Genomic DNA, 16,231 nt, shown 5'->3' with positions numbered 1-16,231 from the left:
GAGGTATCCATGCCACCAGCAGCCCGCGTCGGTGATCCCACCGGGCACCCGGGCGTCATCGGGCCGCCGGGGGAGCCGAGCGTTCTCATCGCAGGCCGGCCTGCGGCGGTCGTGGGAACCCCGCACGTGTGTATGTTCCCCCCGCCACTCCTGCACCCTCCGACGGCGGTTGGTCCTCCCGGCTGCCCGTCCGTCCTGATCGGGGGCCGTCCGGCCGCCCGCGTAGGCGACATAGCCCTGTGCGGAGCACCCATCATCGCCGGCAGTCCGTCCGTCCTGATCGGGGGCTAGCAGATGGGCACGCAATTCATTGGGGCCGGCTGGGCCTTCCCGGCACGCACCGACACCACAGGCGCAATCGCGCTGGTCACCCACGACCGCGAGATCGAAGAGAGCATCCACCTCATCCTCGGAACCTCGCCCGGCGAGCGCCCGATGCGCCCCGATTTCGGCTGCGCCATTCACGACTTCGTCTTCGCTCCTGGCGACGCCGCGACGGCCGGGCAACTCGCCTACGAGGTGCGCAAGTCGCTGGAACGCTGGGAGCCGCGTATCGACACCGAGAGCGTTGAGGTGAGCTTCGACAATGCGGACTCGGGGACGCTCTACCTCGACATCCACTATGTCATCCGCGGCACCAACGATCCCCGCAACCTGGTCTTCCCGTTCTACGTGATCCCGTCGCATGGCGATGAGGCTCGCGGCCCAGCGCCGGCTCCGAAGAGGGACACTGATGCTGCCGTCACCCAATCTTGACGACCGACGTTTCCAGGACCTGGTGGACGAGTCCAAGCGCTTCGTCCAGCGGCGGTGCCCGGAGTGGAGCGACCACAACGTCTCCGATCCCGGGGTTACGCTGATCGAGACGTTTGCCTATGTGGTCGACCAGCTGATGTACCGGCTGAACCGCGTCCCGGACAAGAACTACCTGGCCTTCCTCGATCTGATCGGGGTGCAACTGTTCCCCCCGACAGCGGCCCGCGCCGACGTCACACTCTTGCTGTCGTCACCCCAGGAGGAGACCGTCCTCATCCCGGCGGGCACCGAGGTGGCGACTACTCGCACCGAGACCGAGGACGCGGTGGTGTTCTCCACTGCCCGGCAACTTCCCATCGTCCCCTGTGCGTTCTCCTGCCTGGTCACCGCGTCCCACGACGGGGAGCCGTTCGATCGGACCGAGGAGGTCATCGACGGCAGGGACGTACCGTGCTTCTCGGCGGCGCCGGCCGAGGGCGATGTGCTGCTGGTGGGGTTGTCGGAGGCGGTCCCTTCCTGCGCGGTGGTGCTGCGTCTGGACTCCGACGTCGAGGGCGTGGGCGTCGACCCAAGACAGCCACCTCTGGTGTGGGAGGCCTGGGACGGCGCCGACTGGACGGCGTGCGAGGTCGACCGGGACGAGACGGGTGGGCTGAACCGGCCAGGCCAGGTGGTGCTGCACGTTCCGCCCACCCACGCAGTCTCGGTGGTGGCACGCCGCCGCGCAGGCTGGCTGCGGTGCCGGGCCGTGCAGCCCGAGCCCGGCCAGCCGTTCTACTCGGCGTCACCCACGGTGCGGGCCGTGACAGCCTTCACCATCGGCGGCACCGTCCAGGCCTTCAACACCAAAGCAGTCAACAACGAGGATCTCGGGGTCTGCGAGGGCGTGCCAGGGCAGCGCTTCACGGTCAGCCGTCCCCCGGTCATCCCGTCCGGCGAGCCGTTCGTCGTCGAAGTCGCCGCCGATAACGGATGGCAGGCATGGACCGAAGTGGACAGCTTCGCCGAATCCGGCCCCACCGACCGGCACATCAGACTCGATCACACCACGGGCGAGGTGGCCTTCCCGCCGGCGGTGCGGGAACCCGACGGATCCTTGCGGCACTACGGGGCCGTGCCGCCCAAAGGCGCGCCCGTGCGGGTGGTGCGCTATCACAACGGCGGCGGCCGACGTGGCAACGTGGCCCGCGGCGCCATCCGCGTACTGCGCAGCTCGGTGCCTTACGTCGCCCAGGTCGAGAACCGGCGGCCGGCCCTCGGGGGCACCGATGGTGAGGACATCGAGAACGCCAAGGTGCGCGGCCCGATGACGCTGCGGACGCGGGATCGCGCCATCACCGTCGAGGACTACGAGTACCTGGCCCAGCAGGCCGCGCCGGGCGCAGCCCGAGTGCGCTGCGTTCCCGCCGGCCAGGGCGCCGAGGAGGGGGGCGTGCGTGTCCTCGTCGTGCCTCATGTGGTGGAAGTCGGCGACGGCGAGATCCGCTTCGCGGATCTCGTCCCTCCGGACGACATGCTGGCCGCGATCAGCCGGCGATTGGATGTCTGCCGTCCGATCGGTGCCCGGATCTGTGTCGAGCCGCCGTTCTACCAGGGCATCACCGTGGTCGCCCAGTTGCAGGCCCGAGCGCATGTGAGGCAGGAACGCCTCCGCATTCAGGCTCTCGCCGCACTGTACTCCTACTTCAACCCGCTGACCGGGGGGGCGGAAGGCACCGGATGGCCCTTCGGGCGGCCGGTCCAGGCAGGGGAGGTCTTCGCGGTGCTACAGCGCCTGCCCGGCGTCGAACTCGTCGAGGATGTCCGGCTCTTCCCGGCTGACCCGCTCACAGGAGAACGCGGCGCTCCCGTGCCCAAGGTGGTGCTCGACCCGCACGCACTCGTCTACTCCTTCGAGCACCAAGTCAGGCTCGTCGGAACTTGAGGGGAGGAGACTCATGCGCGCACACGTACCTGAGCTGGAATCACCGTACCCTCTGGGGTCGCAATTGCCCGCCATCTACGCTGATGATGGGCTGACCCAGAGAATGACCGACGCCTTCGACGAGGTGTTGGCTCCCGTCCTGTCGACGCTGGACAATCTCACTGCCTACTTCGCCCCCTTTCTGGCCCCTGCCGATGTTCTGGCCTGGCTGGCCGGATGGGTCGGAGCGACCATCGACGTCGACTGGCCCTTGGAACGGCAGCGGGAGGCTGTGGCCTGCGCGGTCGCCCTCCATCGCCGTCGAGGCACCCCCCGCGGCCTGGCCGAGCAGGTGGAAGTGGTCTTCGGTATCGCTCCAGAGATTGAGGAAAGCGGCGGCGCATGCTGGTCCGTGGCTCCGGGCGGACCGCTGCCCGGTCAGTCACAGCCGCGGCTGACCGTGCGACTGCGCGTGCCCGACTCCGCACCGATCGATCGGCGTGCCGTCGACAGGGTGGTAGCTGCCAATCGCCCCGCGCACATTCCCTACGTGGTGGAAATGGAACGCGCGGAGCCTCACTCGCCGGACGAACAGCCCGAAGGTCCACGAGCCTGACTTCGGCGAGGTGATCGCGGGAACCGGTGTCGGCCGGACGGTGCCCGCCCGGACCGTCTCCGCCTTGGTGCATGACTGCTGGAGGCCACTGCGGCCGGCTGATTGCAGAGAAGTGATGCTGATGCGAAGAGGAGTTGCTTCATGGTGATTTGTGCGCAGTGTGGCGCCCGAGTTACGGAAGGAGGGCGCTTCTGCGCGATCTGCGGGGCATATCTCGAGTGGGACGGCGTGCGGCTGCCGGACCAACCGGCATCGGGAACGGCCTCCACCTCCCCCGTCGACACCCCGGACCGTACCCCTGTCCATACCCAGTTCCATCACCCGCCCCGGGAGGCCGTGCCGCGGCGAGGGCTGATCCAACGGGTGCGTTTCGCCATGGGATGGGGGTACCGGGCCACATCAACGGCGGGGATGGCTGTACCGACCGGCGCTTTCTCGGTACACCCTGTGCCCCCGATACGCCCGGTGGCCCCGTCGGTACCTCCAATGCCCGTGATACCCCCGGAGGCACCACTGGGGGCGCTGTCGGTACCCCTTGTGCCCCCGATGCCCATGGCGGCGCCACTCGGGACACCTGGTGCCACCAGTCAAGATGCATCCCGAGCCGCCGCTGAGGGCGCCGCTGAGGGCGCCCCCGGGCAGACTCGATCTCCCGCCGCCACAGCTCCGCCTTCTACGGCCGATGCCAGCACCACGGCCGATCCGCCACGCCGCGAGCGGCGGACCGGTGGCGAGGCCGCGGCGGATGCCCACACAGCGTCCGCGCTGAATCGAGGCGGTATTGAGGACAACGAGTTCGCCCGCTCCGCGGCCCTCTTGATGCCCCGCGACCCCGACACGTCACCGGCCGGTCCGCGAGACGACCACCGCCAGCCGGAAGCGGTGCGGCCAGGGGAGCGAAGCCGCCCGCGCCCGCAGGTGCGGGCGCCCGTCGACGAGGCCGCCCTCACCCCCGGGGACCTGATCTGCGGCGCATGCGGGGCGGGAAACGCATCGTCCCGCAACTTCTGCCGCCGGTGCGCCGCTTCGCTGGCCGACGCTGTGATCGTTCCCCCGCCGCCGTGGTGGCACAGGTCGTTCAACCGCCGGGCCTCCTTCCACGCCGGGGATCGCCGGCGTCGGCGGGTGCTGCGCATGCGGTGGCTCGTGCCGCTGGCGGTCTTGCTCACGCTGGCGTGCGTCGTCTACCTCACCCGAGTCCAGATCCAAGCGGGCGTCGAAGCGGTTAAGGACAAGCTTGCCAAACCGCGGCAGATCCATCCGCTCGCAGATCGGCAGCGCGCTTCGAGCGCCGCACCGGGCCGCTCGGCGACTCTGGCTTTCGATGGGACGACCAACGAGTACTGGGCACCGAACCTGCGGGGCAAGGCAGAGGGCGAATTCCTCGAAGTCGACTTCGCCCGCCCCTTCCGGCTGGTGGAGATCCACATCTTCCCCGGCGCATCAACCAACGAGCAGGTCTTTCTCTCACAGCGCCGCCCGGCCGAGCTGAAGATCGCAGCCGTCTCCGCCAAGGGCACGAAGACGAAGACCGCGCAACTGGCTGACCTCCCAGGCGAGCAGGTCGTTCGGATGCCCGTGAGCGACGTGAAGCACGTCCGGCTGACCGTGACGAACAGCCTGGGCCCCAAGGACCGCCGCGTGGCCATCGCCGAGGTCGCATTTTTCATGCGGCCGTGAACCCCTCCAGCGATCCCATGATTGAGGAACCGAAAATGTCATCGATGCGCATAATGACCTTCCGCCGCGTGGTCACTGTCGTCGCGGCGGTGTGCGTCGCGGCGGTGTTGCTGCCCGGCTCTCCACGAATGACGTCCGAGGAGCGATCGGCCCGGCCGTCGCGAGTGGCAGTTCACGTGGTTGAGGATCGCAAGTGGGTCGACGGCGCTTGTTCGCCCTGCGGCCCCACCGCGACCAACCAGTCGCTGTCGGCACCAATCGGGACCAGAACCTTGCCCACCGGCGGCGATGGCTTCACCCCGATCTTGTACCGGCCGGACCCCAAGACGTTGGAGGTGTGGAACCTCTACCACCATGGCGAGGCGGCGTTGAGCAAACCGAAGATCGTCTGCGGCGATGCGACGAATGGCAAGCCCTGTCAGGGTGGCCCCTGGCCAAAGCCGCTCAACACCGTGCCCGGGCCGCTTGGCTCGGCCGGCGTCGGGGACATCTCGACCGCTCTCGTTCCGCAGTACGTCTTCGACCCGAAACGGCCTGGCGTGTTGTACTACCCGGCTGTGACCGCCACCGCAGTCGGGATCGGTTGCGTCGACCTCGGCAACCGCTCCAACTGCGGATTCATCTCCCTCCAGCCGAGGGGCGGGACACCGTCGAGTGTCAACGGGATCGGTGGAGTGGTGGCGCTGGGAGGGAAGGTTTACGCCGCCAGCACCACAGGCCAGGCGCTGTGCATGGTGATGGCTACCGGGGATCCCTGCGAGGGGCAGCCATACGACCCCGTCGTGCCGCCCAACGACGACAAGTCGAGCCTCGGCCAGTACAACTATGGCGGGGCGATGTCAGTGATCCGGGGGAAGATCTATGTGACCTCTTCCCCCAAGGTCGGCTATTCCACCACCGACGGTCCGCCGGTCATGGGTTGCTTCGACCCGGCTACTGGGACCGCTTGCAACGGGTGGCAGGAGAAGCACCCCCTGGGTGCGGACGGAGGCTACTGGACGTACTCCGTATTCCCCTACTACCGCTCTGGCACGGCGATCGGGGTGTGTGCCGGCGTCAGCGGCCCTGCCCCGGTGACCTTCGTGTGTTATGACGTCAACGGCTCTTCGATCGCCCCACCGGCCAAGCTCAACACAATTGTGCCGCCCGACTGGCATGTGAACACGTTCAACCCTGCAACGGTCACCGCGCTCAACGGCGAGCTGCGCAGCTATTTCCCCTTCATGGGGGCGACGCCCGGTGCCACGTCCTGTTACGACTGGACGAACTTCAGGCCGTGCAAGGGGTTCCCGAGCCCTACCGGCCATCCAGGCGTGAACGGGGGGCATACCAAGGACTACGGCTACACCCACGATCCGGACACTCAGTGCCTGCTGGGCCTGGGCGACGCCCAGGTGCTCTTCTCGATGGACCCGGCCACCGGATCAGCTCCATGCCTGCGCAGCGGAGCCTCGGCAACCCTGGACCTCAGGCCGTTCCGCTGTGACGGGAACACGACCATGGGGCAGACGTACACCAAGGCATCGCTGGAAAGAATCAACCTTGCCAATGTCAACCTGGCCGCTTCCACCGCGACCGTCAGCGATCCCAACGGCACCGTCGTCGCCAAGTTGGCCTTCTCACCCCAAGGGACGGTCGACCTTTCCCGCATCTCCTCAACGGAGCATCCGGCAATCAAGGTCACCGCGCACCTCGTCCTCCACAACGACAGCGACTTCACCGGCAGCCGGCGCCCTGTCCTCCGTATCGGCTCGCGAGGGGACGCGTCGCGTATCTGCTGTCTGGAGAACCGTGCATGACACATGGTGGGTCAGCCAACGTGCCCTTGGGCCCTACCTCCGCTGGCCGCGGATGGGCAACAGGGCTTGGGGCTGACCAGGCGAGCACACCGTGGGCACGGTCAGGACGTCGGGCGGGCGAAGTGCACACGGCTCCGAGGCCTCCCTGGTGCTTCACGAGCAGGCCTAGAGAGTGCGGGGCGAGTTGGAAGGCGGTGGGCCATGCGTGACCACGACTACAATCCGGACCACTCCGGGGCAGGACCGAAGTCCGACCACGTTGAGCGAGCTGATCCGGGCAGGGTGTACCGGGCGGCTGGAGCGGGCCGATTGCGTGCGGTGGGCGTCTCGGGGCTGCTGAGCCTGCAGCGCACCATTGGTAACGCCGCTGTCACTCACCTCCTCCAGCGTGCCCGCGCCGTGGAAGCCGAAGCCGTCCATGAGGAGTTGCCTCGTTCTCCGGTGTTGGATGTGGTGGGCAAGGGGGGCGGGCGGCCGATGGATGGAGCGCTTCGTGTGGAGATGGAGGCTCGCTTGGGTGACTCCTTCGGGGACGTGCGTATCCACACCGATTCCAAGGCCAAGGCTTCCGCCAAGGCGGTGCAGGCCAAGGCCTACACCGTCGGGAACGAGATCGTCTTCGGTGATGGCGTCTACAACCCCGGCTCGGCTGCGGGCAAGCACACCGTCGCGCATGAGCTCACGCACGTCCAGCAGCAACGCTCCGGACCGGTTGCCGGCACCTCCACCGGGGATGGCGTGGCCATCAGCGACCCGGTCGATTCCTTTGAACAAGCCGCTGAAGCCAATGCGGTCAAGGTCATGTCCGGCGACGCCCCCGCCACACCGCCCTCAGTCGGTGCTGGGATCGCCGCAGCCCGCTCCGCGGTCCAGCGCAGCACTGGTGAGGAAGTGGACACCGAAGACGAACAACCCCTGCAACGCTGCCCGCACCCCGCAGACGAGCAGGCGCTTCAGCGCTGCCCCGACCAACCGCACGCGCAGGAGGTGCGGGTACAACGCTGCCCGCACCCCGAAGACGAGCAGGCCATTCAGCGCTGCCCTGATGAGGCGCCCGCTGAGGAACGGGTACGTGTTCAGCGCGAGAGCGCAAATGTGTCCCTTTACCATACGCCCGGCTGCGGACAGCCCGGCGCCCTACCCTGTGACCCTGGTCATTTGGAGCAACAGGCAGAGAATGCTAGGCCGATCGTGGAATTCGCATCGCGTCCCATAGAGGCAATGGCAGAGAACATCGGATGCGCGGTGGAGGGCACACCTGACCCCGGTACAGACCCGCATCTGAAGGTTGAGTGGAGCGAATCCGAAAAAGACTGGATGGTCGGAGGCCGCCTCTTGAGGGAGGCTCCATCGGGACCCAGTTGGAGCCTTGCCGATGCGGAAAGCTGGCCTGTGACTCAGGTGGGCAGCGCCGCAGTGGGGAACTGGATATATCCAGGCTTTCCGACGCCCTGCTACAGAACGGACGTAGGGTACAGCGATTGGTCCGATCGGAAATCATTCGTGGTGAGTGTGCGTCGTTTTTCGACGGGGGAAAGTTCCGCGAAGGCTGGTGCCGGGATTTTCGAAGGCCTCTCGGTGTTTACGCCTACGGGGGGTGCTGGTCGTGGGCTGGCAGCCAGCGCCGCGAAAGGAGGGTCCAAGGCCGCGGGGGAAGCCGTGGCGGGTGTGAAGGCTGCAGGCAGGTCGGCGACGACCGCCACGGAAAATGCTGCAACGAGAGCTACTGGGGGCGGGAAGGCTGCCGGGCGAGCCGGTCAGGGAGACAGGATCATCTCTGACCCGGCGCCCGACCTGCAGCTTGGGGACGCGGGCAACATCCTGGACAGGCTTCCGAAAGCCGAACAGGAGGGGCTCAAGACCCAAGCCAGGCAAATCATGCAGCATCACGACCGTTTCACGCTTTCCCAGGGCCACGCTGGGAGTGAGATGGCCGCTACCGTGAATGATCACCTGATCCGCATTGCCGCCGAGCTGAAGCAGAAAGGCCGCGATGCCGCCGTCGCATTCGCGAAGCGATTGAACCAGGAACGCGGCGGCACCAATCCAGGCGCCCTTCATGGCGGCGCACCCGTCAAAGATGCTGCAGACGTAAAATCAGGGCCCGCGCAGACGGGTAATGCAGAGGAGCACAGGTCATCTGGAACAGGCCAACAGGCAGGGCCCATCGAACATGCTGGACCGTCGGCGGCTTCGGCAGGCAAGGGGGCCGCACCGGACGCCTCCACGCGATGGAGTAACTACCTGACCGACATGAAGACTGGCGAGCAAGAGATTTCCAAAGTCACCGGCGGGTCTCCCGTGATGAAGGCGTTCGGCGACAATGCCGAACTGGAACACTTCTACGACTTGGAGGAGACCACAGCGGGTTATAGGCGGCCGGCCACGCCCGACGAGAAAGGCGTAGGCGCCCACTTCGAGAATTCTTACGGGAAGACCAAGGATGGCAAGGGAATTGCCGTCATGATGGAGAACTACCGGTACAGCTCGCCGAATAAATGGTTTGCGAGCGAAGCATTCATGAACGAGTGGGCGACCGCAAACAGGCTGTTCAAGGAACCAGGCGTGGGCAATCTCTCGAGGAGTCAGCTGGCCAAAAAGGGGCGTGAACTCCTCAGGGCGCCCAAGGGTCCCCAAGATCTGCCGGACGAGCTGCCCTCCACAATCTACCGCCGAAACATCGACAATCCGGATACAAAAAAGACTCTGGGTGAATTGCTGGGCCAGCAAACACGCCTGGATTTCCGTGAGGGAGACGCGGCTTACCTGAAGGTTATGACGTCGACAGTCAACGGAAAGACAACCGGAAATATCGTCACTACGTTCAATAGCCTGAAGGGGCTTCCCGAGGAGGGGGCCAGAGGATTCCATATATCCAGCGGGTCGATAGTCAAGGATGGTACCAATCTGCACCTCCGCTTCAACATTGAGCGACGCACAGGATTGTAGAGGCCCTTGTTCCCGCCGTCGCCGGAGGGGGGCTCGAACCCGAGCTTGGAGGACTGCGAGGGCAGCAGGTGGGGTGGCCGCCGACGGAATGACGGCGAGTGCCAGATCGAGAAGGCGGTCGGCGCGGTCGTCCTGGGCGAGGCGCTGGCGGAAGTCGGCCAGCACGCTGTGGTGGAAGCCGGGATCGTCCGGTTCCATGGCCAGGGCGTACTTGAAATCGATGCGGCAGCGGACCGCTTCCGCTGCCTGATGGTCCGACAGACCGAGCAGGAACTGCAGCACACTGACGGTGGCCAGTTGGGCGGGCGAGATGCCGGGGCGTCCGTCGCGCGGGTACCAGTCAGCGAAGTCCTCGTCGCACCACACCCCGTCCAGCCGGTCTCTCACCCACATCGCCGTCGTACCGCCCGGGTTGCTCGCCCGCGCGATCTGCGCGGTCAGAGACGGGACTTGCTCACCGGAAACGGGGAAAGAGCGACAACGGACACCTCGACAACTGCATCGGTCTTCGAAACAGCCCCGAGCATGCCCGCTGATCATGCTGGCGCACCGGGAATCTCCAAGATTCCCGACCGAGTCAAGTTAGAGCGTCCGTTACCCACACAGCCGGCTGCGGGGCAAGACCCGGCGGTGCTGTGAGAGGCGAATATGGCTGAGAGCGGCGGTTCATGGTCTCGCAGCAGAGCAGTCGACGGCTCTTTGGCGAGCCGCGCGGTGCTCTCGGCTCGAAGATCGAGCGGCCAGCGAGAGGATACGGATCGTCCCTACGGCAATTGCCATGGCTGGTTATCCATACGTTCAAGGGCTTGCGCCCAGCGGGGTGGCGCGTCCGGACCCTTCGCAGGCGGCGGGAAGATAGCTCTAGCTCTTTCATCGATCTCTTTCCAGTCAAAGGGTCTGTGCCACCAGTCGGGTACGATCGGTTGTCTTGTTACCCCGCCACCCAGATCCACCTTTGGTCCGAGCGTAGGGCCGGCGAACATGGATTTCAATGTCTCGATCAATGCATACGCCGCGAAACCCAGGTCGGCGAGTTCGCCGATCACAGGTATGGCTTGTGCCACGATGAAAGCCCCCAGTCCGATGGCGTTGACGGCGATACCCTCCGGATCGTCGTGAACGATACTGTCGGCGAGCCCCAGTGCGTTGCCTAGCCCAGGGCCGATTCGCGGAAGCATTGCCGTCACGTCTGCGGCAGCGCGCAATGGTTCGCCCTGGGACACGTCAAGGGCGAAGCCGGCCAAAGCCTGCGCGCTGCCCAGATGCTTCATCGCGGTGTCCACCCCTGGATGGACTCTCTGCGCCGCGGAGATCGCATCGTCAATCTGCTGCCTCGTGGGCGGAAGGTACTGCTGCGTCCTGGGTTCCGCCCGCGTCCTCTTCACCAAAGGCTGCAGATTGCCGTGTCCCTTCAGTGTGTCGGCAACAGACTGCGCGCCCTTCGTAACCTTTTCCCCGTCCATCTCCGACAGTTTCTTCCCACCAGGTGGTGCCGGGATGCACCCCCCGAGATGAGACCACGAGCCGGTTTGGCAAGGAAGAGCCGTCTTTTTCAGCCTTGTTGAATGATCCGGATTATTCAGGTCCGCCTGGGTGACGTCCTCATGAGACGTCGTCATCTCGTAGACCACATTTTCCGGGACTCCGTACCGGTTTCGTACCGACATGCCCCTGCCTGCGAGAAGGTTGGCTTCCTGGTAGAGACTCCGATTGAGGTCCTGGCGGGCCTTCAGCGTCGCCTCAAACCCTTGAAGGCTGCCTTGGGGGACCTGCGATCGGGCGGCGGCAGCTTTGTTGTCCGCCGCCGTCCGCCATGCATTTATCTGGGACTGGACGTCCTTGCCCGCCCCATCACCGCCCTGCAGGATATAGCCTTCTCGTCCGAAAGCCAGAGCCTCAATGGCCGGAATTTTTTCTCCGCGTCCCACCGCGAAGGTCTCCTTTGTTGGCGTCATTCCGACGAGGTTGTCCATCCCGTGCCCCAGTTCGTGGGTGAGGGTATCCTCCACCCCGTATGCAATGTTCTCTCCCCTATCGTCCTTGAATCCGGGCAGGTGCTTGGTGTCGACGTACACGATGCTCGCGGAACCCAGGCCTCCCTCGGCACGGGCCTGATCAAGCGCAACAGCCTCACTGTCGCCTTTTTTTTCGGACGGGACGATCAGCACATTGATACCGAGCGGTTCGTCACGCTCGTTCACGAACTCGAACTTGCCATTCTCTCCAGGCAGCTTGGGGACTGGAGCCGCCTGCCTGAAGAAGTCAATGAAGCCCTCGCCCTCGCGAGTGCCTTTTATCTTGCGGAGACTTTTCCATACCGTTTGCTCAAAGTTGGGATCGACACCCTTAGGTGCTGTCATGTTCTTCCAGACGCCGGCGTAGACAGGATTCGTGGCGTCGATCGCGGTGTTCTCGCGTACCCTTTGCGCAGGCAGGCGCCCCACATATATGCCAATCCCGGGGAACTCAGGGCTAACCTTGACTGAAATATTCTTCCCTTGCCCGAAGCTCACTGTCTTATCGTCGACGCGCTGCACAGGAGTATGCACGACCGGTCTTTGGGGGTTGACCGGTGCTCGCTGGGCGGTAAGGCGCTGAACCGGTGGCTGTTCTGCAGTGAGCGCCTCAACAGGACATCGCTGGATGGGCTGTTCCTCATCGGGGTGCTGGCAGCGCTGGACCATCTGTTCATATTCTGCGGTGCCGGATCCGGTGGGTACGGGTGGGGTCGCCAGGGCGGGGGTGGACATGACCCGGCTGGCGTTGGCTTCAGCGGCCTGCTCGAACCGATCGGCGGGGTCACTGATTGCCACGCCGCCACCGGTAGGGGTGCCCGTGACCGGTCCGCTGCGCTGCTGCTGGACGTGGGTGAGTTCGTGAGCCAGGGTGTGCTTGCCCGCATCCGCTTGCGGGTTGTAGGCGCCGGAGCGGAAGACGATCTCCTTGCCGACGGTGTACGCCTTGGCCTGCACTGCCCTGGCGGAGGCGTCGGCTTGAGCACCTGTATGGATGCGCACGTCGCTAAAGTCGTCGCCCATCCGGGCTTCCATCTCCCGCTGGATGCCGGCATCCAGCGGCTGCCCGCCACCATTGCCCACCATGTCCAGCACTGGGGAACGCTGCTGCTGCCCTTGCCTGGCCTGCTGGTCGGAGACTTCGGGTTCCCTGACTCGTTGGATCAGCTGAGTGACAGCGGCATTGCCGACGGTGCGCTGTAACGCCAGCAGCACCATGGGACCGATCACGTCCGATCGCCCGACCGTTGCTGCTGGGAACTCCGTGCCCAGGTCGGCGCGTTCCACCTCGCCGGCCTTGGGCCGCAGCTCATCCGAGCGGTCTGGTTCGTGATGCTGTTGGCACATGGCACACCTCACGGCTCGGCTCGCTGCTCTCGGTGCCCCCATCAAGCACCAATCACCCGGCGCGGCGGCAGACTGGTGCGGACCGGCTTTGAGGCGCAATCGGTCGCCCCAAAGGCAGGCCGATAGGGCGGCTCGCACTTGAAGCCCTGGTCGACCAGCGCCTTGCGGACGTGCCGCCGGTGGGCGGTGACCTGGTCCAGCAGGGCGATGCCCGCGGCGTTGTCGTGCGTGCCGGCAGCGAGCACGGTGACGGCGATGACCATGCCCTGCACGTCCACGGCCAGTGCCGTTTGCGGCCCGGCACCCGTTTCGCCGGGTCCCGGCCGGTCGTGGAGGCGGGACCCCGGCAGCAGCGTGGACACTCTGCGTGTCCAGCACCACCAGGGTCGGGTCCTCTCATCGGCGGGCCTTCTCACGGACCTGGGAGCGCAGGAGTTCATGGAGGACCTCGTCGGTACACCGGCGCCACCATTGCCCGTTGCAACGTAACCAACGAAGCTCTCGGGCTGAAGAGCTGAGATGGGAGACATCCCCCTCAACAGCCCGAGGGCTCGCCCGTTACGCGCTCACCGTCATCCCCCGATCGGTGGCCACACTGAAGATCCTTACCGATTCTTGCTTGGCCGAGCATTTCACGAAGTACGCAGACAAGGCTGCTGCTGCGGCTCAACACAACTGACGCCCAGCGTGTGTTCAGTCTGTGTTGAGTGGATGGCCAGCATGAGCAGGAACCTTGTCGTCAGGTGCCGATGGCACGTCGTCGAACTCGGTGAGGTGTTGGATGGAGCGTATCCACGTCTGTATCTACGCGGACGATCCGATCTCGCGGGCAGGAGTGACCGGTGAGCTCAGGCGACGTCCCGAGGTTCTCGTGGTCGAGGCGGATCAGACCGAGGGTGCCGAAGTCGCGGTGGTAGTCGGCGACGCGGTCACCGATCAGACCCTGCAGATCCTGCGGCTGGCGGCTCGTAGTAGCCCTGCCCGGGTCGTGCTGGTCATCGCGCAGATCGATGACTGCGACCTGGTCTCTGTGGCGGAACTCGGCGTGGTGGGACTGGTCCGGCGCTGCGAGGCCACCTCCGAACGGCTGGTTGCCGTCGTCCGGTCCGCGGCGGCTGGCGATGGCGCTGTCCCGCCAGACCTGTTGGGCCGGCTGTTGGGGCAGGTCGGTCGGGTCCAGCGTCACATGCTGAGGCCGCGAGGGCTCCACTTCAATGGCCTCAGTGAGCGCGAGGCTGAGGTGCTGCGGTTGGCCGCCGAAGGCCTCGACACCGCGGAGATCGCGGCCAAGGTCGCCTACTCGCAGCGCACCGTGAAGCAGATACTCCATGACATCCAGAACCGGTTCCAGCTGCGCAATCGGTGCCATGCCGTGGCCTATGCCCTGCGGCAGGGGCTGATCTGACCGGCTCGGCAGACCGGTGATGCCCGGACGGGGATGACGGGTCGTGCCAGCCACGCTCAGTGATCCGTGGCGTCGCCCTTTCGGGCGGTGACGGACGTCCTGGAGGCCGGTTGTTCGGCCCTGTGCCCGGAGCCGAGTGAGCCGACAGCATGGTCGCGCCGGGAGCAATGAACACGAGCAGGGAGGCCGAAGTGCGTATACGCGACAGAGAACAGGGGGGTGAGGCGCGACCGGAACGTGGGGGACCGGGCTCAGCGCGTCGTAGACCTGGAAGCCCACGGCCCCGGACGTCGCGTGCCCCTGGAGCCCTGACGTGTACGTAGCGGACAGCCGTGGCAGGCCGCCTACGCCCTGCGGGAACGCTGCCTGGCGCCGCGGCTCCGGACAAAGGCCGGCGCTCGCGCCCGCCGTCCTTGCACTCGGCACGGTCAGCCTGATCACGGATATCTCCTCGGAGATGGTCACTGCCGTGATGCCGCTCTATCTGGTCGTCGGCCTAGGACTGTCGCCGCTTGGCTTCGGGCTGCTCGACAGCATCCACCACGGCATCTCGTCCGTGGTGCGACTGGTTGGCGGGCATTTCGCCGACCGCGGCGGCCGCCACAAGTCGGTGACTGTCCTCGGCTACAGCCTGTCCGCGGTGTGCAAGCCAGCACTGCTGGCAGTGCACAGCCTGCCGCTGATCGGGGCGGTACTGGTGGCGGACCGTACGGGCAAGGGCCTGCGCACGGCCCCGCGTGACGCGCTGATCTCGCTGGCTTCGTTGCCGGAAGCGCGGGGGCGGGCCTTCGGTGTGCACCGTGCGATGGACACGGCGGGTGCGCTTCTCGGCCCGCTGGTCGCTTTTCTGATCTTGCGTGCCACGGTCGACGGTTACGACGCGGTCTTCGCGGTCAGCTTCTGCATCGCGGCGCTCGGCGTGCTGGTACTGGTGTTGTTCGTGCCGGGACGTGTCGCACAACCAGCGACGGATTCTGGATGCGTACCGGGCCCGGTGTCGACTGCGGGAGGAGCGGGCGACGCCCTGGCGTGGTGCGACGGGCCTGAGCTCTCGCCGTCGCGCGCCACGCTACGGGCGACGCTCGCCCTGCTGGGATGCCGCGATCTACGGCGTATCGTCTTGGGTGCGCTGCTGCTGGGACTTGGCACAGTCAGCGATTCCTTCATCTACTTGATGATGCAGCGGCGGCTCGGTGTTCCCGATGCCTGGTTCGCCCTCCTGCCAGTGGGCACGGCCGCCGTATTTCTTGCGCTGGCTGTGCCACTCGGCCGGCTGGCCGATCGGTTCGGCCGCTGGGGGCAGTTCCTCGCTGGACACGTGGCCCTACTGGGCGTCTACGGGCTGTTGGTGTGGCCCTCGTCCGTGCCGCTGGACGGACTGGGACTGGTGCTTGCGGTGCTCGCGCTGCACGGCTGCTTCTACGCCGCCACTGACGGGGTGTTGATGGCCGCAGCGGCGGGAGCCGTGCCGGTGGAGCTGCGCTCCAGCGGGCTCGCCCTGGTCCAGACCGGGCAGGCGGTAGCCCGCTTCGGGTGTTCTCTGGCCTTTGGCGCGGCCTGGACGAGATGGGGCGACCATACGGCACTGCCGGCGGCAGCCGCCGTGCTCGCCGCCTGCGCTCTGGCAACGGCAGTGCTCCGGCCCGCTGTAGGGGAGCCTCCGGCATGACGCGGCCCCGCAGGCACGGCCTTCGCGGCCCGGAGGCGGCTTTCCAGTCATGAGGCTGCGCCACCCATGAAGTCCACCCGGAACCTGGGCCT

10 protein-coding genes and 2 pseudogenes are annotated in these 16,231 nt (G+C 66.2%); 9 read left to right on the top strand and 3 right to left on the bottom strand.

The features are described from left to right. The first annotated feature begins 9 nt into the window (after positions 1–9). From FBY35_RS28200 to FBY35_RS28170, 7 genes are all read left to right on the top strand, one after another. The gene (locus tag FBY35_RS28200; protein WP_142216779.1) at positions 10–291 is read left to right on the top strand and encodes a PAAR domain-containing protein; all 282 of its coding nucleotides are present in this window, start codon (positions 10–12) and stop codon (positions 289–291) included. A 3-nt stretch (positions 292–294) separates the two neighbouring features. Then, a complete protein-coding gene (locus tag FBY35_RS28195) occupies positions 295–756 on the top strand; it encodes a GPW/gp25 family protein (RefSeq protein WP_142216778.1) in 462 nt (153 codons plus the stop codon). Continuing rightward, on the top strand, positions 731–2,680 hold the full coding sequence (locus FBY35_RS28190; RefSeq protein WP_142218209.1) for a putative baseplate assembly protein: 1,950 nt from the start codon (positions 731–733) through the stop codon (positions 2,678–2,680). Before FBY35_RS28195 ends, FBY35_RS28190 begins: the two co-directional genes overlap by 26 nt. Positions 2,681–2,693: 13 nt before the next feature. After that, a complete protein-coding gene (locus FBY35_RS28185) occupies positions 2,694–3,275 on the top strand; it encodes a phage tail protein (RefSeq protein ID WP_142216777.1) in 582 nt (193 codons plus the stop codon). A 1,134-nt stretch (positions 3,276–4,409) separates the two neighbouring features. Beyond that, positions 4,410–4,955: an NADase-type glycan-binding domain-containing protein gene (locus FBY35_RS28180; protein WP_142216776.1), complete on the top strand. Its 546-nt coding sequence runs from the start codon at positions 4,410–4,412 to the stop codon at positions 4,953–4,955. Further along, entirely contained in the window at positions 4,952–6,754 is a 1,803-nt protein-coding gene (locus FBY35_RS28175) for a hypothetical protein (RefSeq protein WP_142216775.1), read from the top strand. Before FBY35_RS28180 ends, FBY35_RS28175 begins: the two co-directional genes overlap by 4 nt. A gap of 201 nt (positions 6,755–6,955) precedes the next feature. Next, positions 6,956–9,703, top strand: coding sequence for a DUF4157 domain-containing protein (locus FBY35_RS28170; protein ID WP_142216774.1), 2,748 nt, complete (start codon positions 6,956–6,958; stop codon positions 9,701–9,703). A gap of 168 nt (positions 9,704–9,871) precedes the next feature. Here the strand turns inward: FBY35_RS28170 and FBY35_RS37495 are convergent. The 3 genes and pseudogenes from FBY35_RS37495 to FBY35_RS28155 all read right to left on the bottom strand — a co-directional run. After that, a pseudogene (locus FBY35_RS37495) lies at positions 9,872–10,096 on the bottom strand (transposase); the annotation flags it as partial. A 371-nt stretch (positions 10,097–10,467) separates the two neighbouring features. Continuing rightward, a complete protein-coding gene (locus FBY35_RS36220; protein ID WP_160159328.1) occupies positions 10,468–13,065 on the bottom strand; it encodes a DUF4157 domain-containing protein in 2,598 nt (865 codons plus the stop codon). A 137-nt stretch (positions 13,066–13,202) separates the two neighbouring features. Then, positions 13,203–13,521, bottom strand: a pseudogene (locus tag FBY35_RS28155) (transposase); the annotation flags it as partial. A 325-nt stretch (positions 13,522–13,846) separates the two neighbouring features. Between FBY35_RS28155 and FBY35_RS28150 the strand changes: the two are divergent. Together FBY35_RS28150 and FBY35_RS28145 are read left to right on the top strand one after the other, a co-directional pair. Further along, positions 13,847–14,470: a LuxR family transcriptional regulator gene (locus FBY35_RS28150; RefSeq protein ID WP_142216773.1), complete on the top strand. Its 624-nt coding sequence runs from the start codon at positions 13,847–13,849 to the stop codon at positions 14,468–14,470. Between the two features lie 313 nt (positions 14,471–14,783). Further along, the gene (locus FBY35_RS28145) at positions 14,784–16,139 is read left to right on the top strand and encodes an MFS transporter (protein ID WP_142216772.1); all 1,356 of its coding nucleotides are present in this window, start codon (positions 14,784–14,786) and stop codon (positions 16,137–16,139) included. Positions 16,140–16,231: the final 92 nt, after the last annotated feature.

This window comes from Streptomyces sp. SLBN-118 (genome assembly GCF_006715635.1).
Taxonomy (GTDB): Bacteria; Actinomycetota; Actinomycetes; order Streptomycetales; family Streptomycetaceae; genus Streptomyces.
The sequence above is the reverse complement of the archived record's forward strand: the minus strand, read 5'-3'. Positions and strand labels throughout refer to the sequence as shown.